Raw genomic sequence first — 21,940 nt, 5'->3', positions numbered from 1 at the left:
GCGTTAGCGAAGGCGTATCGAGACCAAGGTGCACGCGGTCACCGGGTCTCGATACGGCTCGCCCTAGGGGGCTCGCCTACTCGACCAGCGAGGTGGGGTCGCCTACTCGATCGGCGTTGACGTTGAGTTCGACGCAATCAAGGTGGACTCGAGGACTTGCTCGATGGTGTGGGCGGCCAGCTCACGCTCGAGCGCGGCATCGACACCCGCGTAGATCTCGCCGAGCGCCGGCCGTACGCCGCGACCCACTGGGCACTCCTGGTTGGGCTCGTTGCGGTGCAGCGCGAAGGGCGGGCCCTCCCCCAGCGCGCGGTGCACATCGAGCATGGTGACGTCCTCGACGGGCCGCGTCATCGACCAGCCGGCACCGGGACCTCGGCTGGCCGTCACGAGGCCGGCGCGGCGCAGCTCACCCAGCAACCGGCGTACGACAACGGGGTTGGTGGCGAGGCTCGCCGCGACTTCCTCGGAGGTCAGCGGCGTACGCCCTCGCCGACGCGCGAGCTCCAGCCAGCACAGGCAGTGCACGGCCATCGTCAGTCTGCTGTTCGCGCTCATCCCAGATCCCGCTCCAATACGTAACTCTTATGGTTACATATCTTCATGTCGTCCATACTCGTCGAGCTCCGTCAGTACACCCTCCACCCCGAGGGGCGGGACCGCCTCATCGACATCTTCGAGGAGCACTTCATCGAGCCGCAGGAAGAGCTCGGCATCAGCGTGCTCGGCACGTTCACCGACCAGGGTGACGACGACCGTTTCGTGTGGCTGCGCGGCTTCCCCGATCTTGAGACGCGGGGCCGCTCGCTCCCTGCGTTCTACGGCGGGCCGGTCTGGCGGGAGCACCGGGATCGCGCGAACGCAACGATGATCGACTCCGACAACGTCTTCTTGCTGGAGCCGGCGCCGGGATCGCGACCGCTGGAGTCGTGGCAGCGCGACCGGCCCGCGTTCGGTGCTCGTACGACGTCGGCCGGCTGGGGTTACGTGCACGCGTTCGTGCTCGGCTCGGGCGGGCACGACGAGCTCGCCCAGGCGGCCGCCGATGCGCGCGAGGCGCTCGATCGGGCCTTCGGCGTGCCGGTGTCGCTGCTCGTGTCCAGTGACCACGAGAACAACTTCCCGCCGCTCCCCGTCCGCGGCGACCGCGCGATCGTGGCGTTCGCGATGTTCGAGGACGAGAGCTCCCGGGCCGCTGCGGTCCAGCGCGTCGCCGAGGACGCCGGCGTACGAGAGCTGCGAGTCTCCCTGGGCACTCAGCTGACCGACGAGCTCACCGTGATGCTCCGCCCCACCGCCCGCTCCGCGATCCGCACCCCGCTGGTCGAGTAGGCGAGCCCCCAAAGGGGCGAGGCGTATCGAGACCAGGTGCACGCGGGCACCTGGTCTCGATACGCCTCCGCTAACGCTCCGGCTACTCGACCAGCGATTGGGTCAGGCGACGCCGACTGCGGACCAGGCGGCGGCGACCGCACTGGACTCGGGCGAGCTCGCGCCGTACAGATCCTTGGCGGCGCTCAGCGTTGCCGTGCGCGCACCGACGTAGTTGGTGCTCGACGTCATGTAGACCGAGATCGCGCGGTACCAGATCTTGCCGAGCTTCTCGTTGCCGATGCCGGTCACCGCGGAGCCGTTGCAGGTCGGCGAGTTGTGCTGCACACCGTTGATGATCTTCGCGCCGCTGCCGTTGGCCAGGAGGTAGGCGAAGTGGTTGCCCACACCCGACGAGTAGTGCACGTCGAGGTCGCCGATGCCCGAGATGTAGCAGTCGGGCGACTGACCGTCCTTGCTCGGCTTGTCCATGAAGCGCAGCGCCGGCCGGTCCTTGACGATCTCCTCGCCGACGAACCAGTCACCCGGGTCGTCCGCGTTGGAGTTCTTGTTCTCGACGAGCGCGCCGAAGATGTCGCTGCTCGACTCGTTGAGACCACCGGACTCGCCCGAGTAGGTCAGATTCGCGGTCGCCGACATCACGCCGTGCGACATCTCGTGAGCCGCGACATCGAGTGACACCAGCGGGCCCGCGACCTTGTTGTCGCCGTCGCCGTAGGTCATCTGCTTGCCATCCCAGAACGCGTTCACATAGGCGTTGCCGTAGTGCACGCGGCTCGGAACACCCTTGCCATCGTTGAAGATTCCGTTGCGGCCGTGCTCCTGCTTGTAGTAGTCCCAGGTGGCTGCGGTGCCGAACTGTACGTCGACTGCCGCACTCGCGCGGTCGGCGGTCGTCCCGGTGCCCCAGTGGTTGTCGGCGTCGGTGAAGGTCGGGCCCGTCGCGCAGCCGATGCTCAGCAGCGGGCACAGCAGCGGCAGGTCGGTGCCGCCGTTGACGTCCTTCGTGAGGGCGTTGCCGCGCGTGGTGTCCTTGAGCTCGAAGCCACTGGAGGTAGCACTCGACTGCACGGGCACCGTGCCGCGGTAGAGGCTCTTGCCGTCGCCTTCTGCGGTGTGAATCTGCTGCTCTCGCAACAGAACTCGGCCCGTGTTGGCGTCAACGGTCGTCGCGATGCGGCTGGGTGTGCCGTCCTCCTGCACGCCGCCGACCGTGAACAGGTAGGCCAGCCGGGGCGCACCCTGGCGAGCCTCGATGACGAGAGTCGGCTTGGACGCCTTGGCCAGGGCCGGAGCCTTGGCCTTGGCGCTCGCTGCGGTGAGGCGCGGCGTACGGCTGATGGTCACCGGGGACTTCAGCGTCAGGCTGGCGCCTCGCCAGGCACCGCGACCATCGGTGTGAACGACGGTGTCGCCGCCGAGCACCTTGAGGCCGCCGACCGTACGGTCCATCCGGACGTGGCTCGAACCATCCGCGTCGACGACGACGTCGCGCGCCGTGAACGTGTCGTCCGACGTCGCCCGGAGCGCCGCGCGGTGCGCGCCGATCGAGGACGTCGCGCGCTGAACCGCAGCCTGCTTCGAAGGCTGTGGGGTGTCGGCGCTGGTCCGGCTCGCTGCCGACGCGCCGTTCAAACCGAGTGCTGACGTGGTCAAGGCCGCTGTTGCGGCCGCCGCGAAGAGAACCTTCTTGCTCATCGGTGTGCTCCGTTCAGGAGAGACCCCAGCGGGCCTCGCTCACAGGGTTCTCGAAGGTTACTGAGCAGTTGCTTTGGTTTGGGGGCGCGGCGTCGGCGGCTTTCGGCAGCCGATCCGCCCGGAACGAGCGTCCGGCCCCTACTCCGAACGGCTTGGCGCGCCCGTCTCGATGTGACCGGCGAAGCGTCGGACGAAACCACTGCCGTTGTCGGCCTTCGCGCTCACGTCGTACCAGTGGTGGTCCGTGGCGATCGGGAAGGCGTGGCTCGCGCGTGCGCCCGCAGCAACCGTGTAAGCCGTCGGCGGACTCTTCAGCCCGCGTTCGGTGTACACCGTGAACGTGCAGGCGGCGTCACCTGAGTTGACCATGTCGAGCACGACTGCGGCCCGTCTGGCGTCGTAGCGAAGGGTCGCATTGGGGTGGGCCGCACCCGGCGCGGTCTCCTTGGCCAGGTCTCCCTCGAGCCAGCGCAGGAAGCCGTTCGGGCCGTTGACGGCAAGGTCGTAACCGCCGGGCGTGGTCCAGAAGTCGGTGAGCTGCTTGCCGGCCCCGATGGTGTAGGTCCAGGGTCCGTCCGAACGAAACCGCGCCGGACAGACACGCAGCACCACGCCGGTCTTGCCGGTGTTGGTCATGTCGATCCACAACCGGCCGGCCTTGGCGTCCGCCCGGGCGGACGCTTCGAAGGCGTACGGCAGGGCACGCGCCCTGCGCCGACCCGGCTCCTGAGCGGGCAGCTTGGGGAACAGCGGCGGTGTCGGCGGCAGGTAGCCCGAGCACTGCGCGTCAGCCTGCGCGGGCCGTCCTGAGGTGTCAGGCATCGGAGGAACATCTGTGTTGGACCGTCGGAAGTCGAACGCCGAGGTCAGGTCACCGGACACCGATCTGCGCCAGGCACTGATGTTGGGCTCGGCGATCTCGAACCGCTTCTCCAGGAACCGCAGTGTCGAGGTGTGGTCCATCAGCTCCGAGCAGACCCACCCGCCCGTGCTCCAGGGCGAGATCACCATCATCGGGACCCGGAACCCCGGGCCGATCGGCTTGCCGTCGACCACTTCCCCGGCGGTGCTGACCGTGCTCAGCCCTTCCACGAGATCCGAGGGCGGCACCGGCGAGGGAAGGTGGTCGAAGAAGCCACCGTTCTCGTCGTAGTTGAGGACGAACACCGTCTTGGACCACACGTCCGGGTTGGCCCAGAGCTTCTGCAGCAGACGCGCCGTGAGGTCCTCGCCGTACGCCGGTTTGGCGTTCGCGTGCTCGGACAACCACTCCGAGGCCACGATCCACGAGACCTGCGGAAGGTCACCGCTCTCGATGTCAGCGCCGAAGGCATCCTCGAGACTGTCCACCGTGGCCATTCCCTTGTCCCACAACGGATCTCCCTTCTTCGCCTTCTTGAAGGGTGCGAACCAGGCGAGCGCGTTGTCGTTGAAGTTGTCCGCCTCTTGGTAGACCTTCCAGCTGACACCCGCCTGCTCCAGGCGCTCGGCGTACGTCGTCCACGTGAAGCCGGCGTCGGGAACGGTGTTGTCCAGCACAGCCGACCGGCCGACCGATGCACCGTTGGAGCCGGTGAAGAACATCAGCCGGTTGGGGTTGGTCTGCGTCAGGGTGGAGCAGAAGTAGTTGTCACACACGGTGAACGCGTCGGCCAGGGCGTAGTAGAACGGCAGGTCCGGACGCTCGAAGTGGCCCATGCCCGTCTGGGACAGGAAGCTGCCGACCGAGCCGACGAAGTCCCGGTCGCGGATCCACCCGTCGAACTTCCCCGAGTTGAAGGCCTTCAGGTCCTCTGGGTACGACATCGGTGGCGCGTTCATACAGGTAGCGGCCGTTGTCCCGGTGTCGAGGTGGAACGGCAGCGTGTGCCCGATGTTGAGCACGTTGGGCTGATGGAAGGCCGAGTACCCGTTGGGCAGCCGCACCGGCGTACGGTCACCGAACCCACGAACTCCCTGCAACGCCCCAAGGTAGTGATCGAACGACCGGTTCTCCTGCATGAAGAACACCACGTGCTCGACCGCGGACAGGTCCGGACCAGCGGGCGCGACCGCGGCTGCCTCCTCGAGGAGTCCGGGCAGCGCGGTCGTGGCCACAGCAGCACCGGTACCCGCGAGGAAACGTCGTCGTGACAGCGCAGACTGGCCTTGCTCAACCATGAAGACTCCCAGATGTACATACAGGTCAGTGCCCTCACGCTCCCACGCACCGGTCGTACGACCAAGACTCTTGACCAAAAATTGGCCCGCCGCTCGCGATCCCGGCCGGAACGCCGTCCGGCAAAGTTCCTGAACCGCTTTAGCAACCGGTCCTCCCCGGTCCGCTAGCCTGCTGAGAACCGGGCCCGGACCGTCTGAATCTCCGTATTTCACGCATGTCCGCACTCAGCGAGGAGCTGATCCAGGATGCCCAGATTCGGTTCTCGGAGGACCCCGATGCGCGGTCGACGCAGCCGGATGACCGTCATCGCGTCGGTCCTGATGGCCATGTTGACCGCGCTGGCCACGGCCTTTGCCGCGCCGACCACGTCAGCGGCTGCCGCCGGCAAGGTAGCCAAGGACGGTCCGCTGTCCGTTGCCTACGTCGAGGTCAACAACGACAGCATGCTCAATGTCGGCAAGTACACGCTGAAGGACAGCGGCGAGAACGTCTTCGACATCGCCGTGATCTTCGCCGCCAACATCAACTACGACGGCACCAACGCCTACCTGCACTTCAACGACAACGTGCAGAACGTGCTCGACAACGCCGACACCCAGATCCGGCCGCTGCAGGAGAAGGGGATCAAAGTCGTACTCTCCGTCCTCGGCAACCACGAGGGCGCCGGGTTCTCCAACTTCCCGTCGCAGGCGGCCGCGGCAGCCTTTGCCACACAGCTGTCCGACACGGTCAGCAAATACGGGCTCGACGGCATCGACTTCGACGACGAGTACGCCGACTACGGCACCAACGGGACCGGTCAGCCCAACGACAGCTCGTTCGTCTACCTCGTCTCAGCGCTGCGGGACCAGATGCCCGACAAGCTGATCACGTTCTACTTCTACGGCCCCGCCTCGTCGCGACTGACGTACGACGGTGTGGACGCCGGCGCAAAGCTCGACTACTCCTGGAACGCGATGTACGGCACGTGGTCACCGCCCGCCGTCTCGCTCGGCAAGGACCGGCTCTCGCCTGCGGCGGTCGACATCCGCAACACCGGTGCCGGCACCGCGACCGATCTCGCGCGGCAGACGGTCAGCGAGGGGTACGGCGTCTACCTGACCTACAACCTCGGCGGCGGCGACACCAGCGGCTACATCTCAGGGTTCACCCGGGAGCTGTACGGCAAGGACGCGGTCTACACGCCCTAGCCAAGCGCCACCGCCCCGCTGGTCGAGTAGGTCCGGAGCACTAGCGGAGGGCCGTATCGAGACCTGGCGACCGCGTGCGGCTGGTCTCGATACGGGCTCGCCCTGGGGGCTCGCCCTACTCGACCGGCGATGTGAGGTCAGGCGAACGCCGGCAGGGCGACGACCTGCCCGGCATAGCTGAGCCCGGCGCCGAATCCGATGAGCAGCGCGGTGTCCCCCGGCTTGGCCTCGCCATTGCGGAGCATCGTGTCCATCGCCAGCGGGATCGAGGCGGCGGAGGTGTTGCCGCTGTCGATGATGTCGCGGGCGACCGGCACGTGCTCAGGGACGTTCAACGACTTGGTCAGCATGTCGACGATGCGCAGGTTGGCCTGGTGCGGGACGAACGCGTCGAGATTCTCGACGTCGACCCCTGCCAGGTCCAACGCTTCCTGTGCCACCTTGCCCATCGAGAATGCCGCCCATCGGAACACCGCGGTCCCCTCCATGTGCAGCACCGGCTTCGGGCCCTCATGGACGAGATCGCACTCCGGGTGCTGGGCGATCACGTCGTGCTGTGAACCATCGGATCCCCAGGCCACCGGCCCGATCCCGGCGACGTCCGCACGTCCCACCACGACGGCTCCGGCGCCGTCGCCGAAGATGAACGCCGTGCCTCGGTCCGTCGGATCGACGATCTGACTCATGCGCTCGGCGCCGACGACGAGGACGTACGCCGCCGTCCCGCCGCGCACCATGTCCGAGGCGAGCGCGAGTCCGTGGCAGAACCCGGCGCAGGCAGCGGACAGGTCGAACGCCGCTGCCGACGAACCGAGCCGGTCCGCGACGCGCGGCGCGGCAGCCGGTGTGTGCTGGGTGTGGGTCAGGGTGGCCACGATGACGCAGTCGAGCTGGTCGGCCTCGATGCCCGAGGCGTCGAGCGCCTTGCGTGCGGCGGCGACGCTCATGTCGATGACGGTCTCGCCCTCGGCGGCGAAGCGCCGGTTCTTGATGCCTGAGCGCGACTGGATCCACTCGTCCGTGGAGTCGATGTGCTGGCAGATCTCCTCGTTGGTCACCACGCGCTCGGGCCGGTAGACGCCCAGGCCCAGCATCGCGCTGGCGGCGACGGGTTCGGCGGTTCGGATGAGAGTGGGCAACTGCAGCCTCCAGCTCGACGGTGCCCACGGGTCCCATGCGCCTGCCCATCAAATGCCCGACTCACCAGTAACGCCAACTGTCGATCGCGTAACCACCTGCTCACGGAGCGATGAGTTTCGTCGCCGTCGTACGTACCAGGAGGGAGACCGTCCATCGAAAGGAAGCGTGACCCATGTCCGCAAACACCTCCGAGTCCACCGGCTTCACCCCCGCAGAGCGCGCCGCGATGAAGCGGCGTGCGGCCGAGCTACGCGCCGCAGGCAAGAGCGGCACCAAGAAGGCCGACGACCTCCAGGCGGTCCTCGATGCGATCGCCTCGATGTCGGCGGCGGATCGCTCGCTCGCAGAGCGTGTCCATGCCACCGTGGCCGCCAGCGCCCCGCAGCTGTCGCCGAAGACCTGGTACGGGATGCCGGCGTACGCCAACGCGGCCGGCAAGGTCGTCGTCTGCTTCAAGAACTCGGGCAAGTTCAACACCCGCTACTCGACCCTCGAGTTCCAGGATGCCGCGAACCTCGACGACGGCGACCTGTGGCCGACGGCGTACGCGCTATCCGTCTGGAGCACCGCCGTGGAGCGGAAGATCGCCGAGCTGGTGACGGCTGCAGTCTCCTGACCGCTGCCTCGAGGATTTGGGCTCAGGCAAAACGTGGCGGGCCGATCGGCCGTGAGCGGAGGCTCCGGTGCGGCGGCCCGCCCATCCGGGGTGAGCCAACTGAAAAGGGGAGCCTCGATGACCAGTAGACAGACCGCCCGCACGATCGCCCTCGTCGCCTCAGCCGTGGCGCTCGCCGTACCCGCGACTGCGTCCGCGACGGGGTCCGGCGGTACGACGCAGCCCGGTCAGGCGCGTACCTGCGCCCATCGCTTCGACCAGGCACAGCGCGCCGACATGGAGTCGTTCCGCGACTTCGACTTCAAGACCTTCGCCGCCGGCCACGACGAGGGAACGGTGACGATCGTCGCCGACGGCCGCGTGCGCATCGGGAAGGCCGCAGTCCTCGCGGCCGCCAAGCCGCGCTTCGAAGCCAAGAACTCCGTGTGGTCGTGGACCGAGATCACCCGCAAGGTCGACGGCTGCCGCACGGCGTTCATCGTCTACAACACCAAGTACGCCCTGCCGCACCTCGACTACTGGTTCACCGCGGTGACGAGTGTGACGTACGAGTACAAGGGCGGCCGCTGGCTGTCGATCATGGACCAGGGCACGCTGCTCGAGGAGCATGTGGGCAACGCCTGAAGGAGCGGACGATGATCGAGCTGGAGCTGACGGCGACCGACCTCGCACGGGTGCGGTTCACCAGCGACGCGGTGTGGGAGACGACCTCCAGCCTCAGCCTGATCAACCACCGGCAGCACTTTCAGCTGCACCGCCACCTGCGGCCGCGAATCCCGAGTGATCCGGACTTCGATCTCGACCTCCTTCTCGAGCTCACCAGTCCGGAGCACTTCACCCCGGACCTGCTCGGGCCGACCCCCACGGCCCGAGCAGGTCACCCGCTGGATCAGTTCGAGCGCCTCGCTGACACCCCCGATGAGGTGCTGGAGTCCGACGTGCGCGCGCTGCGCGAGCTGTTGCCGGGATCGCGTGCCGCACGGATGACCGGTCGCGAGCTCGCCGAGCGCACGGCGGCTGCCATGGCGGCGTACTGGCAGTCCGTCCTCGAACCCCTCTGGCCGCGGCTGGAGGCGATCGTCGGCGCCGACATCGCCCATCGCTCGGTCGCGCTCGCGTCGGAAGGACTCGAGCGAGCCCTCGACGAGCTGCACGACAGCATCGCTTGGACCGGCAGCGGTCTGCGAATCGCGTTGGCGGACAGCCACATTCGACTGCCGTCGGCGTGTGCAGGCCTGTGGTTGGTGCCGCTGGTGTTCCGCGGCCCGACCGTGATGCTCGCGGACACGTCGACGCCGCCAGTGATCGCCTACGCCGCCCGCGGCGCCGGCCAGCTGTGGGAACGGCCGGTCGAGACGATCGTCGGCGGGATCGACGCGCTCATCGGCACCTCGCGGGCGGCGATCCTCGCCCAGCTGGACATCCCGCGTACGACCACCGCACTCGCGACCGCGGTCGGCTTGAGCGCGGGCACGGTCAGTCAGCACCTGGCGGTGCTGGTGTCGGCGGGTCTGTGCACGTCGAGGCGCGATGGACGGCGCGTCCTGTACGCCCGTACGGAGCGCGCGGACCTGCTGCTCGACATCGACGCCGCTCAGGCACGCTGACGGGTCGCACGACGGGCAGTGCCCGCCCGTCGTGTCGGAGGATCAGCTCACGAGGCTTGTGGGCCGCAGGTCCTCTGCTCGTGGTGGACGGCGCGGGCACGCAGCTCGCGGATGATCTCCTCCTCGCGGCGCCATGCAGCCCGCTGTTGCAGATTGTCCGAGCCCTCGTCGGTGAACTGATCCTGTATCTCGATCAGGCCCACAACAAGGTCACGTGCGCTGAGCCGCTCTGCCTGAGGGGATCTCGTCATGGTCACTTCCCACTGTGTGCGGTCGCATCGTTGCGATACCTGACACATGACACCAAACGGTGCCCCTGGGCGATGCATTGGAAAGGTTTGGGATCTTTCGTCAAATGGTCACGTTTTCTACAGGACTCAATGGCCTGCACGCCGCGTGAGCGCGTTTGATCAGCCGCGGGGAATGTTGCGCAGGTTTGAACGCGCCATCGAGACGGCCTCGCCGGCACCACCGTTGAGCACGATCTTGCTCATGGCCGTCGCGAATCCGAATACCTGCGACGAGGAGATCTTGGGCGGGATCGACAGCGCGAGCGGATCAGTGACCACGTCGACCAGAGTCGGACCCTTCTGGGCCAGCGCCTCCCCCAGCGCGCCCTCGAGCTGACGCGGATCGGTCACCCGCACGGAGTACCAACCCATTGCGGCTGCGATGGCCGCGTAGTCCACCGACGGTACGTCCACCCCGAAGTCCGGCAGCTTGTCGACCAGCATCTCGAGCTTGACCATGCCGAGCGTGGAGTTGTTGAACACCACAACGTTCAAAGGCAATTCGTACGCCGCCACTGTCAGCATCTCGCCGAGCAGCATCGACAGGCCGCCGTCACCGGAGACCGAGACGACCTGCCGGTCGGGATAGGCCAGCTGCGCGCCGATCGCTTGTGGCAACGCGTTGGCCATTGACCCGTGCAGGAATGAGCCGATGAGCCGTCGCGTGCCGAACGGGTTGATATAGCGAGCGGTCCAGACGTTGCACATGCCCGTGTCGGCCGTGAAGATCGCGTCCGGCGCGGCTACGCCGTCGAGGATCGAGGCGGCGTACTCGGGGTGGATCGGCTCTTTGTGCTCGACATTCTTGGTGTACGCGCCGACCGCCTTGTTCATCAGCTTGTCGTGCTTCTTGAGCGTCTGCTCCAGGAACTTGCGGCTCTTCTTCGCCTCCACCAAAGGAATCAACGCTTGCAGCGTCGGCCGTACGTCACCGTGGATCGGGAGGTCGACGGACGTACGCCGACCGATGACTGTCGCGTCACGGTCGACCTGAGCGGTGCGTACGTCGGGCAGGAACTGGTCGTAGGGGAAGTCCGTGCCGAGCATGATGAGCAGCTCGGCACCGTCGAGTCCGGCTGCAGCAGCGCCGTATCCGAGCAGTCCGGTCATTCCGACGTCGAGCGGGTTGTCGTACTGGATGTGCTCCTTGCCCCGGAGCGAGTGGCCGATCGGAGCACCGATCAGTTCGGCCAGCTCGAGTACCTCGTCGTGGGCGCCGGCGACACCCGCGCCGACGAAGAGTGCGACCTTCTCGACCTCGTTGATCGCCGCGGCGAGCGCCTCGACCGACGACGAATCCGGTTGCAGCACACCGGGTTTGACGGGCACGTACGCCGGCGCCTCGATCTTGGTCTCCATGTCGGCGATGTCGCCCGGCAAGGTGATCACCGCGACACCCGGGGCGGACACCGCGTGCCGGATGGCGGCCGCGACGACGCGCGGCGACTGCTCAGGCGTCGAGATCAGCTCGGAGTAGACCGAGCACTCGGTGAAGAGGCGGTCCGGGTGGGTCTCCTGGAAGTAGCCCTGCCCGATCTGGCTGCTGGGGATGTGGCTGGCGATCGCAACGACCGGAGCACCGGAGCGGTTGGCGTCGTACAGACCGTTGATGAGGTGCAGGTTGCCAGGTCCGCACGAGCCCGCGCAGGCGACGAGCTCACCAGTGACCTGGGCGTCCGCGCCGGCCGCGAACGCCGCGGACTCCTCGTGCCGGACATGGATCCAGTCGATGCCGCCTTCTGCGGTGCCACCCGTGCGACGAACTGCGTCGACCACCGGGTTGAGACTGTCGCCGACGATCCCGTAGATGCGGCGCACTCCCGCATCACGCAGCTGCTGGACGATCTGGTCGGCGAGCTTCACTGGGCACTCCTTCGACGGGACGACGCGAGGCCCTGTCCACGCTAGACCGGACGGATCAGGCGTTCACCATTGGCTGCGTCACACCGCGGTCGGCGAGCGCCTCGGCGCGACGGAGGGTGACGAACTGCTGGACGGCGAGCACCGCAGCGAGGTAGGCGAGGATGCTCGTCGTGCCGAGTCCCTCTGCGGCAGAACCGGTCCCGCCGATCAGGACGTCGATGCCGATGTGCACGGCGATGGACACGACCCACAGCGCGATGGTGACGGCGTTGCCCTGGCGCATCAGGACGCCACCCTCTCGCCAGACGTGCACCTGCGTGCCGCGCACCAGCGCGAACGCGACACCTACGACGAAGCTCACGGCGAGCAGCACCCAGGCGGTGGTCGAGACCGAGGCGGCCTCGTCGTACGAACCCAGCTGGTAGAAGCCGATGGCTCCGAGGATCAGCATCTGGCGGTAGGGACGGTCTTCGCGGATGGCGCGTGGCTTGAGCTGGCGGTTGAGGATGAAGAGGAGGACGAGGGCGGCGGCGATGATGTTGAAGGCTGTCTGCATGTCTTTAGCCTCCGGCGAATGCGGCCATCGAACCTGGCTCGACTGTCACGACCCACCCATGACAGATGACACATGGATGGTCAGGCCGAGGCCACGGTGAAGCGCGTACGCCGGTGTGCCGGCTGCTCGATCTCGTCAACGACAGCGACGGCCATGTCCTCCATCGACACGTACGACCGGCCGGCGTCGTCCACCAGCAGCTGGTCGTGCCCGACGGCGTAGTCGCCGGTGCGGAGGCCGGGCTCCATCAGCGCCGACGGCGTGACGTAGGTCCAGTCGGCACCGCCGTGCTCTCGGCAGACGGCGAGCTGCTCGGCACCCGTACGTGCCAGGTCAGCGATCTCAGCCGGCACCCAGCGCGGGTCGTCGGCGACAAGGCGGTCCGGGGCGTCGGGGACGCGCAGGCTGCCCGCGCCACCGACCATCAGGAATCGCACGCCCGCCGCGGCGTGCGCGTCGAGCAACGACCGGGTGACCCCGGGCGCCGACTGCTCGTTGCCAGGCGTGGGCCGGGTCGCGCCGACGCCGGCGTCGTGGCCGGCGATCAATCGGGCGACTTCTTCGGTGTCGGTCGCGTCGACGTCGTCTGCGGTGAGGGCGGTGACCTGGTGACCTCGGCGTAAGGCCTCCGCCACGACGCGGCTCCCGACGTTGCCTGCTGCTCCGATGACGACTATGCGCATGAGGACTCCTTGACGAGAACGGGTGGGGGTGCGGGGGTGCGGACAGCGGCGCGGTGGGTCCGCGGGATCTGGGCGGCGAGCACGGCCAGTAGCGCGAGCGCGAAGCCGACGGTCTGCAGGCCGGTCAGGCTCTGGCCGAGCACGATCCAGCCGATGCCGGTGGCGACGACCGGTGAGAGCAGCCCGAGGAAGGACACGGCAACGACCGGCAGCTCACCGATGCCCCGGAACCAGAGGGCGTACGCCAGGAGGGTGCCGACCACGCCGAGCCAGGCGTACCCACCGACTGCGGACATCGACAGGTGCGGAGGTGCGCCCTCGACGATGAGAGCGATCGGCAGCAGGAACAGTCCGCCGGCCGTGAGCTGCCAGCCCGCGAAGGGCACCGGGCCGACGCCGGCCGGGCGGCCCCACCGCCGGGTGAGCACGACGCCGGCGCTCATCAAGAACGGACCGATCAGACCGGCTGCGATCCCCAGGGCGTCGAACTGGGCGCCCGGTCGCAGCACCATCAGCGCGACGCCCACGATGCCGACCATCGCCCAGCCCAGACGCCAACGCGTCGGTCGCTCGCCCAGCAGCGCGAGCGCGAAGCCGGCGGTCGCGAGGGGTCCGACGGCGCCGAGCGTGGCCGCGACTCCGCCGGGTAGCCGGTACGCCGCCAGGAACAGCAGGGCGAAGAACGCACCGATGTTGAGAGTGCCGAGGACGGCAGCTCGCCACCACCACGAGCCGCGCGGGAGTCGCCGGCCGATGGCGATCGCGACCAGGCCGGCCGGGAGGGCGCGGAGGACTCCGGAGAGGAGCGGGCGGTCCGGCGGCAGCCACTCGGAGGTGACGAGGTAGGTCGTGCCCCAGGAGATGGGTGCGATTGCCGTGAACGCGGTGCGGGATGCGATGGACACGATGCCAACCTCTCAACGTTGAACAGTTCAACGTTCATGAGATTAGCTCGGGTGATACCTTCACGTCAAACAGTTCAACGTTGAGGAGTTCTGATGGCGCGCGATGCGGTCGACCTGATCCTCGAGCAGTGGGCTGAGGCGCGGCCCGACCTCGACGCCTCCCCCATGGGTGTGATCGGACGGCTGTCCCGCGCGTCGCGCACCGCCGACGTCGAGCTGCAGCGAGTGTTCTCCGAGTTCGGGCTGCAGCGCGGCGAGTTCGACATCATGGCGACGCTGCGCCGGGCCGGGCCTCCGAGCGGAATGACCGCGGGCGCGCTGGCTCGTTCGGCGATGGTGACGTCCGGCGCGATCACCAACCGGATCGATCGCCTCATCGCGAAGGACTACGTGACGCGCGATGTCGACCCGGCCAACCGGCGTACGGTCCTGATCGCGCTCACTCCGGCTGGACGCACACTGATCGACAAAGCGGTCGCTGTCCATGTCGACAACGAGCACCGCATCCTCGCCGGTCTCAGCGGGCGCCAGCAGAAGGAGCTCGCCACCCTGCTCCGCGCACTGATCGTGAGCCTCGACGACGCTCCCCCACTGGCCGAGCCGGGCGACACCGCTGGTTGAGCCGACAGCGCGGCTGGTCGAGTAGCCGGAGCGCCAGCGGAGGTGTATCGAGACTCGGCGACCGCGAACGCTGAGTCTCCCTGCGGCTCAACGGGTTTCGGCTCGTGCTCGAGCCAGGGCGCTCGCCCCGCCCAACCGGCGGAGGTGTCGGCTCAACCAGCGGAGGTGCCCCATCACGTGGGGCACGCGCCAGCGAACACGGGTCGTTGCACACTGTGCACTGCCCCAGGACGCGGGGCAGTGCACAGTCCACGCACCACCAGACATCGGCCGCCCCTGAACGACTAGACCAACTGCGCTTCGCCCGAGTGCGCCTCAGAGCCCTCCGCGCGCACTCACGATGGGGGCCGGCGTCGACACGACCGGCGATGCGTACGTTGGGCGCATGCGCTTCCAGATGATCCTGCCGAACGAGTCGACCGAGGTGCCTCCGGGTCGGATCACCGAGATCGCCGTTGCTGCAGAACGACTGGGCTTCGAGACTGCCTACCTGCCCGACCACCTGCTGCCGCCCGGCGAGTACGGCCCGCCGCCCAAACCGTTCGGCGGCGTCTACGAACCGCTGATCACGCTCGCCCACATCGCGTCGCAGACCTCGACTATCCGGCTCGGGACGTCGGTGCTGATCCTGCCGCTACGCGAGCCGATCCTGCTCGCCAAGCAGGTCGCCACGCTGGATCGATTGTCTGCCGGGCGAGTGACTCTCGGCGTCGGAGTCGGTTGGAACGAGCCGGAGTACGACAGCGTGGGCGCCACGTTCAGCGACCGCGGGGCGCGCGCCGACCAGTCGCTGGAGCTGATCCACCAGCTGTTCACGACGGGCCGCGGACCGGGCGACGGCGTGTTCGAGCCTCGTCCGATCGGTGTACGCATCATGGTGGGTGGCCGTTCCGGTGCGGCCCTGCGTCGGGTCGCCCGCTTCGGTGACGCGTGGCAGGGCGTGGGCTACCGACCGGCGGAGTTCACGACCAGCGCAGCGAAGCTCCGCGCCCTGACTGACCGGCCCGTCGCGATCGGCGCCCGCATCGAGTGGACCGACGCCGACGAGGTCGAGCAGTGGCGCGAAGCCGGTGCCGACGAGCTGGCCGTCGCGTTCGGTGAGGTCGACGGCTTCGAGTCGCGGATGGGCGAGTTCGCGAAGCGTTTCGGCCTCAGCGGATCAGACGGCGCTTAAAACGGGGAGCCCCGTCGCCGGCACTCGCCTTGCGGATGATCGCGGTGTTGGGCGCCGCGAGCAGGATCGCCTGCTCGAACCGCTCTCGCGCGAACGTGCGCCGCGGCGAGGACGACCACCGCGAGTTGAACAGTCGCTTGGCGGCGGCCACCGCGTCCGGTGAACGCTGGGCGAGCTGCGCGGCGAGAGCCTCAGCGTCGGCGTACGGATCGGTGCTGACCGCGGTGGCCAGGCCCAGGCGTACGGCCTCCTCACCGGAGATGATCTCGGCCGTCATCGTGAGTCGCTTGGCGGTGTCGAGACCGACCAGCTGCGCGAGCGACCGGACGCCGGACATGTCAGGGATCAGGCCCCACTTGCCCTCCAGCACCGACCACTCGGCGTCGGCCGTCGTGAACCGGAAGTCCGCGCCGAGCGCGAGCTGCAGCCCACCGCCGAAGCAGTGCCCCTGGACCACGGCGATCACCGGGACCGGCAGCCGACGCCAGGCCCAGGCCGCCTCCTGGAACGGGTTGGTGCCGAGCCAGGGGCGGGGCACGAATCGCCGGGCAACCTGCACCGGGCCGTCCTTGGCGACCGAGCCGAAGTCGAGTCCGGCGCAGAACGACCGCCCCTCGCCGCTGAGGATCACCGCGCGCAAGGTGCGGTCCCGTCGCAGCTCACGAGCCTGCGCGGCCAGCTCGTCCAGAGCCGGGAGCGTGAGCGCGTTCAGCTTGTCCGGCCGGTTGAGGCGCACCTGGGCGACGCCGTCATCGATGGTGGTGGTGAGGTACGCCATAGGCGCCAGGTTACTCGTCGGTACGCCCTCGCGAGCGACCCGCCACAAGCCAGTCCGGAGCTACTTGTCGAGCGGTGTACATCACCATTCCCGGACTTGGTTGCCAGCCACCCTCGCCGTGCCGTTGACTGGCCGGTATGGCTGATCTGCGCAGGTCCTTCGACAAGGCCGCTGACGAGGCCAAGGATCGACTCCGGCCCCTGCGCGACCGACTGACGGACAAGGTGCCGGCGGCGGCTCCGCTGCTGACCCGCAAGCCGGCGATGCGGCCCCTGGAGCGACAGCGCAAGTTCTGGACCGAGTCCTCGGAAGCCCTGGCGCCGGGCCCTTACGCCAGCGCCTCGGTGCAGGCCATCATCAGCAGCCTCGAGGACAACTACGACCGGGGCGAGCCCGTGCTCGAGATCGGCTCCGGGCTGGGTGCGACGCTCGCGGCTCTCGTCGACGCCGGTTTCAGCAACGTCACCGGCGTCGAGATCAACCCGCTCGCCGTGCAGATGATGCGCAAGAAGTACCCGCAGCTGCGCGATGTCGACGTGCTGGTCGGACCGGCCGAGACAGTGCTCGCCGGGATGGCCGATGACAGCTATCCGCTGGTCGTAGCGGTCCGCACCCTGCAGCACACGCACCCCGACAGCGCCCACCTGTTCGGCACGATCGCGCGCCTCGCCCGGACGGTGGTCACGATCGACGAGCCGGCCGTGCTCGGTCGCCACCGCTATCCGTGGGACTTCGCGCAGGAGTTCGCACGCTTCGGCTTCGAGGTCCGCGAGCACAAACGGCTGATGGCCGGCCGTCGCGCCACGCAGGACACGGTGCTGGTGCTGCGGCGCGCCGCCGACGCGCGCGGCTGACCGACCGCGCTCACGAGTGACCGACCGACCTCACGAGTAAGGGGTGCCGGCCGCAGCCAGCACCCCTCATCGCGCGGAAGGTCAGCGGCGCTTCTGCAGCTGGTCGGAGATCGCGCGGTGCACGCTGTCCGGCAGCCAGTCCTTGGCCATCTTGCGTACGCCGGTGCGCGGCGGGTGCGTCGGCGAGACCGCGGCAACGACCGCGGGCTTCGGAGTCGACTTCGCCGCCGGCGGACGCGGCAGCTGGATCTTGGTGCGCAGCACCGGCTGGTCGGCGATGTAGTGGGTCTCGACGAAGCCGAGCGGGTCCTTGGTCAGCCAGGCCTGGATCGCCTCGCGCAGCGGCTCGGGGTCGCCCCAGGTGCCGTAGAGCTTGGACTCGGTGACGCAGATCGGCTTGAGGCCCTTGGCGAAGACCGCCTCCCAGACCGCAGCAGCGACGCCCGGGCAGTGCTCGGAGCGGTAGTCGTCGAAGGCGACGACGCCGTTCTCGGAGAGCAGCGAACGCGCGGAGTCGACGTCGATCGCGACGTGCTCGTAGAGGTGCGAGGCATCGACGTGGATGAACCGGCAGGAACCCGGCTTGACGTGGTCGACGATCTCGGAGGACGGCCCCTTGACGACCTCAGGCAGGTCGGCGTGGAACTTGCGGTAGTTGTCCTTGAACGCGTCCTCGGCGAGCGTCGAGTAGGACAGTGACATCTCGCGAGTGTTCTCGGCGTCGGGAGCCGCGGACTCGAACAGGTCCAGGACCGTGAAGGTCTCATCAGCGCCGACGAAGTCACCGATCAGCACCGCGCTCTTGCCGAGATAGCAGCCCAGCTCGACGAGCTCACCGCGCTCGCCCTGGTCGGTCTGGTGCTGCAGCAGCCACGCGAACATGCGTCTGTCACTGGAGAAGAACCACCCCTTGATCGAGTCGAGATCAGTAGGTGTCTGTGCCTTCAAGAGGTCCTGCGCCGTGGCCATGGCGGCGACGTTACTGTCCATGGGCGTCGATCATGGCAACAGTAACTGGATTCGTGTAATCGCGACCTCGACCGACCTGGTCGGATGTGACTCAGTTCACACGCGAGCCTGTGTGGGCAGACCTTCCGCGAGCCATCCGGCAAAGCCTCCCGACAACACCGAGACCCGCGGCATGCCGCGTCGCAGCAGGGCCACCGCCACCGTGGCCGCCTCACCGCCGGCGCCCCCGACCAAGATCACCGGACCGCTGTGCTGGTCCAGGTCCGTGACGTCCCGCGGTTCGAGACCCGGGTGTACGACCGTGCTCCGGGCGCGATGCGGACGGACATCGACGAGCGTCGCGCGACCGTAGAGGGCGTCCTGGTACGCCGCCCGCGGGCTCACCCAGCCCGGCCCCACCGCGGGGGTGGGCTCAGGACATCCCTCGAGGCCCCCTGCGAACAGCGAGGTCTCCCAGCGGACGTGAGCGATCGTCGTACCCGACATGGCGTTATTAAACGGGTAATCGGAAGTTATGTCCATGCATGACTAGACGGGTGTCACACCCGGAGCCGTTCCGCGAAGAAGGCGAGGATGCGATCCACGGCCTCCTGCTGCCGGTCCCGCGTCACGGTCGAGTGGCCCTTGCCCGGGAACTCCACGCGGATGAAGCCCTCTCCCAGCTCGCGGGTCAGCGTCTCGAAACGCGTGCCCACGGCTGGGTCCTTTGCGTAGCGCAGCCCAAGCACGGGACACCCTCCGGCGACGCGCGCCTTGACCGCCGCCAGATCGGCCGGGCTCAGGTTGACGTCGGCACCCAGCGCCGGCGTGACCGGGAACGGCGCCGCGGGTTGGGCGACCACCGGAGCCGCGACGGCCTCGTCGACCATCATCGCGAGCGCGAAACCACCCGTGAAGCACATCCCGAGAGCGCCCACGCCAGGCCCACCGAGCTCGGCGTGCAGCTCACGTGCCACGGACCGGAGCCAGCCCGCGACAGGAGTCGTACGGCCCGTCGCGAAGGTCGCGAATTCCCTTGATACGCATACCTTTCCGACGACCTTGAGCGACTGTGTGGCGGAGTCGCCGCCCTCTGGGGTGCCGAACAGGTTGGGCATGACCACGGTGTAGCCCGCCGCGACGACCTCCTCGCTGAACCCGATCACCTCAGGCGTCATCCCTGGGATCTCGTGGATGATCACGACTCCGGGGCCGGACCCCTTGCGGTAGGTGTCGAAGGTGCGACCGTCGGCGGTGTGCGACCCCTGGGTCCAGCTGGCGAGCAGGCTCATGGCGGTCAGCCTGCCGTAGGCCGATGGAATCTTCCGCGCGCCAGGACGTTGGAACGTACGGAATCGCACCCGATCTAGGACTGACATGGCTACGCAGACTCTGACCGCCGACAACTTCCAGAAGACCGTCGAGGACGGAGGCATCGTCCTCATCGACTTCTGGGCCGACTGGTGCGGCCCGTGCAAGCAGTTCGGGCCGGTCTACGAAGCGGCCTCGGCCGAGCACGAGGACATCGTGTTCGGCAAGGTCGACACCGACGCCCAGCAGGAGCTCGCGGGGGCGCTCAACATCTCCTCCATCCCGACCGTGATGGCGTTCCGTGACGGCGTGCTGCTGCACGGCCAGCCGGGCGCCATGCCCGCGCCGATGCTGTCCGACCTGATCCAGCAGGTCCGCGACCTCGACATGGACGACGTACGGCGCAAGATCGCCGAGCAGGAGCAGAGCAGCGACAGCTGATCCTGACCGCGCGCGTTGGCCCGCACACCCCCAGGGTGTGCGGGCCTTCGTCGTCCCGGGATCAGGGCAGGTAGTAGGTCGGGTTGGGCAGCTTGATCGGCACGATGGCGTGGCCGCCCTTGAGGTCGCTGAACTGGTCACCGAAGTTGGCCAAGATCGTGTAGCCACCGCCGGCCTTGGTCTGCACATGCGCGCGGGTCTGCGACTTGTACTCGATCGTGGTGCACTTCGCGGCCGCGCAGGTGATGTACGACGGCTGCTGGCTGTCGCCCTTGCCCGTCCACTTCGTGTAGTAGTTCGGGTTGGTGAAGCCGGTGTAGCCCACCTTGGCGAGGTTGCCGATCGTCGCGGCCTTCTGGTCGTCGTTGCGGCCGGTCAGACCGATCAGCGTGCAGCCCGACTTCTGCGCCGCGTTGACGAGGGCGACCATGCCCGGCGTCGCGGGGAACTTCTGCCCCTGCACCCACGCGTCCTGCAGGACCGGGTCGAAGTTGAAGTGCATCGCGTTGTCTTCCATGTCGTACGTCCACAGCGTGGTGTCGTCGGCATCGAGGACGATCGCGGGCTTGACCCCCAGACGACTGGCCACCGCGCACGATGCGCGCAGCGCCGGAGTGATCGCACCGGTCAGTCGGCCCAGCTCGGTGATGTAGGGCGAGCTGGTCTTGTTGGCGATCCCGGTCGCGTCCGCTCCGTAGTAGGTGCGGATCGTCGACTTCACCGAGTCGATGTTCGGGATCCCTTCACCACCAACGGTTTTGCCGCTCGAGCCATCCGGCTTCATGGTGAAGCGGGTGCGCGGCGCGAGCTTCGGCTCCTCGACACCGGCAAGGTTGGGCGAGGGCAGGTAGTAGGTCGGGTTGGGCAGCTTGAGGGTGTGGTCGGCGTAGCCGCCCTGCAGGTCTGACCACTGGTCGCCGACGTTGAGCGCGATGTCGTAGCCGAGCGACTCGATGTGCTTGCGGGTGCCCGCCTTGTACTCGACCGTCGTGCACTTCGCGGTCGCGCAGGTGATGTACGACGGCTGCTGGCTGTCGCCCTTGCCCGTCCACTTGGTGAAGAAGTTGTCGGTGTTGAACGCGGTGTAGCCGACCTTGCCGAGGTTGGCGACCGTCGCGACCTTCTGGTCGTCGTTGCGCCCGGTCAGACCGAAGATCGCGAAGCCGGCCTTCTGCGCCGCCGCCACGAACTGGACCATGCCCGGCGTGGCGGGGAACTTCTGCCCCTGCACCCACACGTCCTGCAGGACCGGGTCGAAGTTGAAGTGCATCGCGTTGTCTTCCATGTCGTACGTCCACAGCGTGGTGTCGTCGGCATCGAGGACGATCGCGGGCTTCTTGCCGCTGCGCTTCGCCTGGTTGTAGAGGCCCTTGAGCTGAGTGGCCTGCTTGCCCAGCACGCCGCCCAGCTCGGAGATGTAGGGCGAGGTCGTCTTGTCGGCGATTCCGGTCGCGTCCGCGGCGTAGTACGTCCGAATCGTGGACTTCACCGAGTCAATATTCGGGACGCCCGCGCCGTCCGGTCGGGTACCGCTGGACCCGTCGGCTGCCATCGTGAAACGGCTGCGCGGCTCCAGCAGGCGGTCGGTTCCGCTCGCGGCTCGAGTCAGAGCCGCCCGACTCGTGCCGTGATCGTCGTGCGCAGCCTGAGGACCGGCGTACGCCGGCATGGTGAGCGCGGCCGGCACGGCCACGGCGGTGAGGATCACTCCCGCAGCAAGCGTTCCGCGGCGGACGCGGGATGGGGACCGGGTGTTCATGGACGCCTCCAGG

General features: G+C 68.0%; 23 protein-coding genes. 9 read left to right on the top strand and 14 right to left on the bottom strand.

Translation table 11 applies throughout. From position 1 onward, the window contains the following. Positions 1-102 precede the first annotated feature (102 nt). Positions 103-558 carry an Rrf2 family transcriptional regulator gene (locus VV02_RS03955; protein ID WP_052590014.1) on the bottom strand — a complete coding sequence of 152 codons (456 nt, stop codon included), beginning with the start codon at positions 556-558 and terminating at the stop codon, positions 103-105. 45 nt (positions 559-603) lie between these two features. On the opposite strand from VV02_RS03955, the gene VV02_RS03950 reads away from it, so the two are divergent. Continuing rightward, entirely contained in the window at positions 604-1,332 is a 729-nt protein-coding gene (locus tag VV02_RS03950; protein WP_052590012.1) for an NIPSNAP family protein, read from the top strand. Between the two features lie 102 nt (positions 1,333-1,434). Here VV02_RS03950 and VV02_RS03945 read toward each other — a convergent pair whose 3' ends face one another. Both VV02_RS03945 and VV02_RS03940 read right to left on the bottom strand, forming a co-directional pair. Continuing rightward, entirely contained in the window at positions 1,435-3,030 is a 1,596-nt protein-coding gene (locus tag VV02_RS03945; protein WP_052590010.1) for a M4 family metallopeptidase, read from the bottom strand. 138 nt (positions 3,031-3,168) lie between these two features. Next, positions 3,169-5,190, bottom strand: coding sequence for a phosphocholine-specific phospholipase C (locus tag VV02_RS03940; RefSeq protein ID WP_052590008.1), 2,022 nt, complete (start codon positions 5,188-5,190; stop codon positions 3,169-3,171). 276 nt (positions 5,191-5,466) lie between these two features. Here VV02_RS03940 and VV02_RS03935 point away from each other — a divergent pair, with 276 nt between their 5' ends. Beyond that, positions 5,467-6,381 carry an endo-beta-N-acetylglucosaminidase H gene (locus VV02_RS03935; RefSeq protein WP_245632988.1) on the top strand — a complete coding sequence of 305 codons (915 nt, stop codon included), beginning with the start codon at positions 5,467-5,469 and terminating at the stop codon, positions 6,379-6,381. A 137-nt stretch (positions 6,382-6,518) separates the two neighbouring features. On the opposite strand, the gene VV02_RS03930 is transcribed toward VV02_RS03935, so the two are convergent. Next, positions 6,519-7,520, bottom strand: a complete 1,002-nt coding sequence (locus tag VV02_RS03930; protein WP_342667815.1) for a beta-ketoacyl-ACP synthase III — start codon at positions 7,518-7,520, stop codon at positions 6,519-6,521. Between the two features lie 173 nt (positions 7,521-7,693). Between VV02_RS03930 and VV02_RS03925 the strand changes: the two genes are divergently transcribed. The 3 genes from VV02_RS03925 (at position 7,694) to VV02_RS03915 (ending at position 9,744) form a co-directional block, all read left to right on the top strand. Continuing rightward, positions 7,694-8,137, top strand: coding sequence for an iron chaperone (locus tag VV02_RS03925; protein ID WP_052590004.1), 444 nt, complete (start codon positions 7,694-7,696; stop codon positions 8,135-8,137). A gap of 117 nt (positions 8,138-8,254) precedes the next feature. Beyond that, positions 8,255-8,761 carry a hypothetical protein gene (locus VV02_RS03920; RefSeq protein WP_052590003.1) on the top strand — a complete coding sequence of 169 codons (507 nt, stop codon included), beginning with the start codon at positions 8,255-8,257 and terminating at the stop codon, positions 8,759-8,761. Positions 8,762-8,772: 11 nt separating this feature from the next. Then, on the top strand, positions 8,773-9,744 hold the full coding sequence (locus tag VV02_RS03915; protein WP_052590000.1) for an ArsR/SmtB family transcription factor: 972 nt from the start codon (positions 8,773-8,775) through the stop codon (positions 9,742-9,744). Between the two features lie 47 nt (positions 9,745-9,791). Here VV02_RS03915 and VV02_RS03910 read toward each other — a convergent pair whose 3' ends face one another. The 5 genes from VV02_RS03910 to VV02_RS03890 form a co-directional block, all read right to left on the bottom strand. Next, the gene (locus VV02_RS03910) at positions 9,792-9,995 is read right to left on the bottom strand and encodes a hypothetical protein (RefSeq protein WP_157063264.1); all 204 of its coding nucleotides are present in this window, start codon (positions 9,993-9,995) and stop codon (positions 9,792-9,794) included. Positions 9,996-10,154: 159 nt separating this feature from the next. Beyond that, the gene (locus VV02_RS03905; RefSeq protein ID WP_052589996.1) at positions 10,155-11,897 is read right to left on the bottom strand and encodes a pyruvate dehydrogenase; all 1,743 of its coding nucleotides are present in this window, start codon (positions 11,895-11,897) and stop codon (positions 10,155-10,157) included. A 55-nt stretch (positions 11,898-11,952) separates the two neighbouring features. Then, positions 11,953-12,453: a DUF1453 family protein gene (locus VV02_RS03900; protein WP_052589994.1), complete on the bottom strand. Its 501-nt coding sequence runs from the start codon at positions 12,451-12,453 to the stop codon at positions 11,953-11,955. A gap of 80 nt (positions 12,454-12,533) precedes the next feature. Continuing rightward, positions 12,534-13,136 (bottom strand): NAD(P)-dependent oxidoreductase, encoded by a 603-nt coding sequence (locus tag VV02_RS03895; protein WP_052589992.1) that lies wholly within the window; start codon positions 13,134-13,136, stop codon positions 12,534-12,536. Then, complete coding sequence (locus VV02_RS03890; RefSeq protein WP_218917342.1) at positions 13,127-14,041, bottom strand: EamA family transporter; 915 nt, start codon at positions 14,039-14,041, stop codon at positions 13,127-13,129. The genes VV02_RS03895 and VV02_RS03890 overlap by 10 nt, the downstream gene beginning before the upstream one ends. 93 nt (positions 14,042-14,134) lie before the next feature. On the opposite strand from VV02_RS03890, the gene VV02_RS03885 reads away from it, so the two are divergent. After that, complete coding sequence (locus tag VV02_RS03885; protein WP_052589988.1) at positions 14,135-14,662, top strand: MarR family winged helix-turn-helix transcriptional regulator; 528 nt, start codon at positions 14,135-14,137, stop codon at positions 14,660-14,662. Positions 14,663-15,047: 385 nt separating this feature from the next. Continuing rightward, complete coding sequence (locus tag VV02_RS03880; RefSeq protein ID WP_052596504.1) at positions 15,048-15,836, top strand: TIGR03619 family F420-dependent LLM class oxidoreductase; 789 nt, start codon at positions 15,048-15,050, stop codon at positions 15,834-15,836. Here VV02_RS03880 and VV02_RS03875 read toward each other — a convergent pair. Continuing rightward, entirely contained in the window at positions 15,814-16,614 is an 801-nt protein-coding gene (locus VV02_RS03875) for a crotonase/enoyl-CoA hydratase family protein (protein ID WP_052589986.1), read from the bottom strand. The genes VV02_RS03880 and VV02_RS03875 overlap by 23 nt on opposite strands. Before the next feature lie 137 nt (positions 16,615-16,751). Here VV02_RS03875 and VV02_RS03870 point away from each other — a divergent pair, with 137 nt between their 5' ends. Then, positions 16,752-17,468, top strand: a complete 717-nt coding sequence (locus tag VV02_RS03870) for a class I SAM-dependent methyltransferase (RefSeq protein ID WP_052589985.1) — start codon at positions 16,752-16,754, stop codon at positions 17,466-17,468. Positions 17,469-17,549: 81 nt separating this feature from the next. Here VV02_RS03870 and VV02_RS03865 read toward each other — a convergent pair whose 3' ends face one another. The 3 genes from VV02_RS03865 to VV02_RS03855 all read right to left on the bottom strand — a co-directional run bounded on the left by VV02_RS03865 (position 17,550) and on the right by VV02_RS03855 (position 19,708). After that, the gene (locus VV02_RS03865) at positions 17,550-18,458 is read right to left on the bottom strand and encodes a class I SAM-dependent methyltransferase (protein ID WP_052589982.1); all 909 of its coding nucleotides are present in this window, start codon (positions 18,456-18,458) and stop codon (positions 17,550-17,552) included. A 75-nt stretch (positions 18,459-18,533) separates the two neighbouring features. Then, entirely contained in the window at positions 18,534-18,923 is a 390-nt protein-coding gene (locus tag VV02_RS03860) for a rhodanese-like domain-containing protein (RefSeq protein ID WP_052589980.1), read from the bottom strand. 53 nt (positions 18,924-18,976) lie between these two features. Continuing rightward, positions 18,977-19,708, bottom strand: a complete 732-nt coding sequence (locus tag VV02_RS03855) for a dienelactone hydrolase family protein (protein WP_052589978.1) — start codon at positions 19,706-19,708, stop codon at positions 18,977-18,979. A gap of 85 nt (positions 19,709-19,793) precedes the next feature. On the opposite strand from VV02_RS03855, the gene trxA reads away from it, so the two are divergent. Continuing rightward, positions 19,794-20,168, top strand: coding sequence for a thioredoxin (gene trxA / locus VV02_RS03850; protein WP_052589976.1), 375 nt, complete (start codon positions 19,794-19,796; stop codon positions 20,166-20,168). A 61-nt stretch (positions 20,169-20,229) separates the two neighbouring features. Here trxA and VV02_RS03845 read toward each other — a convergent pair whose 3' ends face one another. After that, positions 20,230-21,927 (bottom strand): HAD family acid phosphatase, encoded by a 1,698-nt coding sequence (locus VV02_RS03845; protein WP_157063262.1) that lies wholly within the window; start codon positions 21,925-21,927, stop codon positions 20,230-20,232. Positions 21,928-21,940: the final 13 nt, after the last annotated feature.

Source organism: Luteipulveratus mongoliensis, assembly GCF_001190945.1.
GTDB lineage: Bacteria > Actinomycetota > Actinomycetes > Actinomycetales > Dermatophilaceae > Luteipulveratus > Luteipulveratus mongoliensis.
This window is presented reverse-complemented; position numbering and strand designations above follow the sequence as displayed.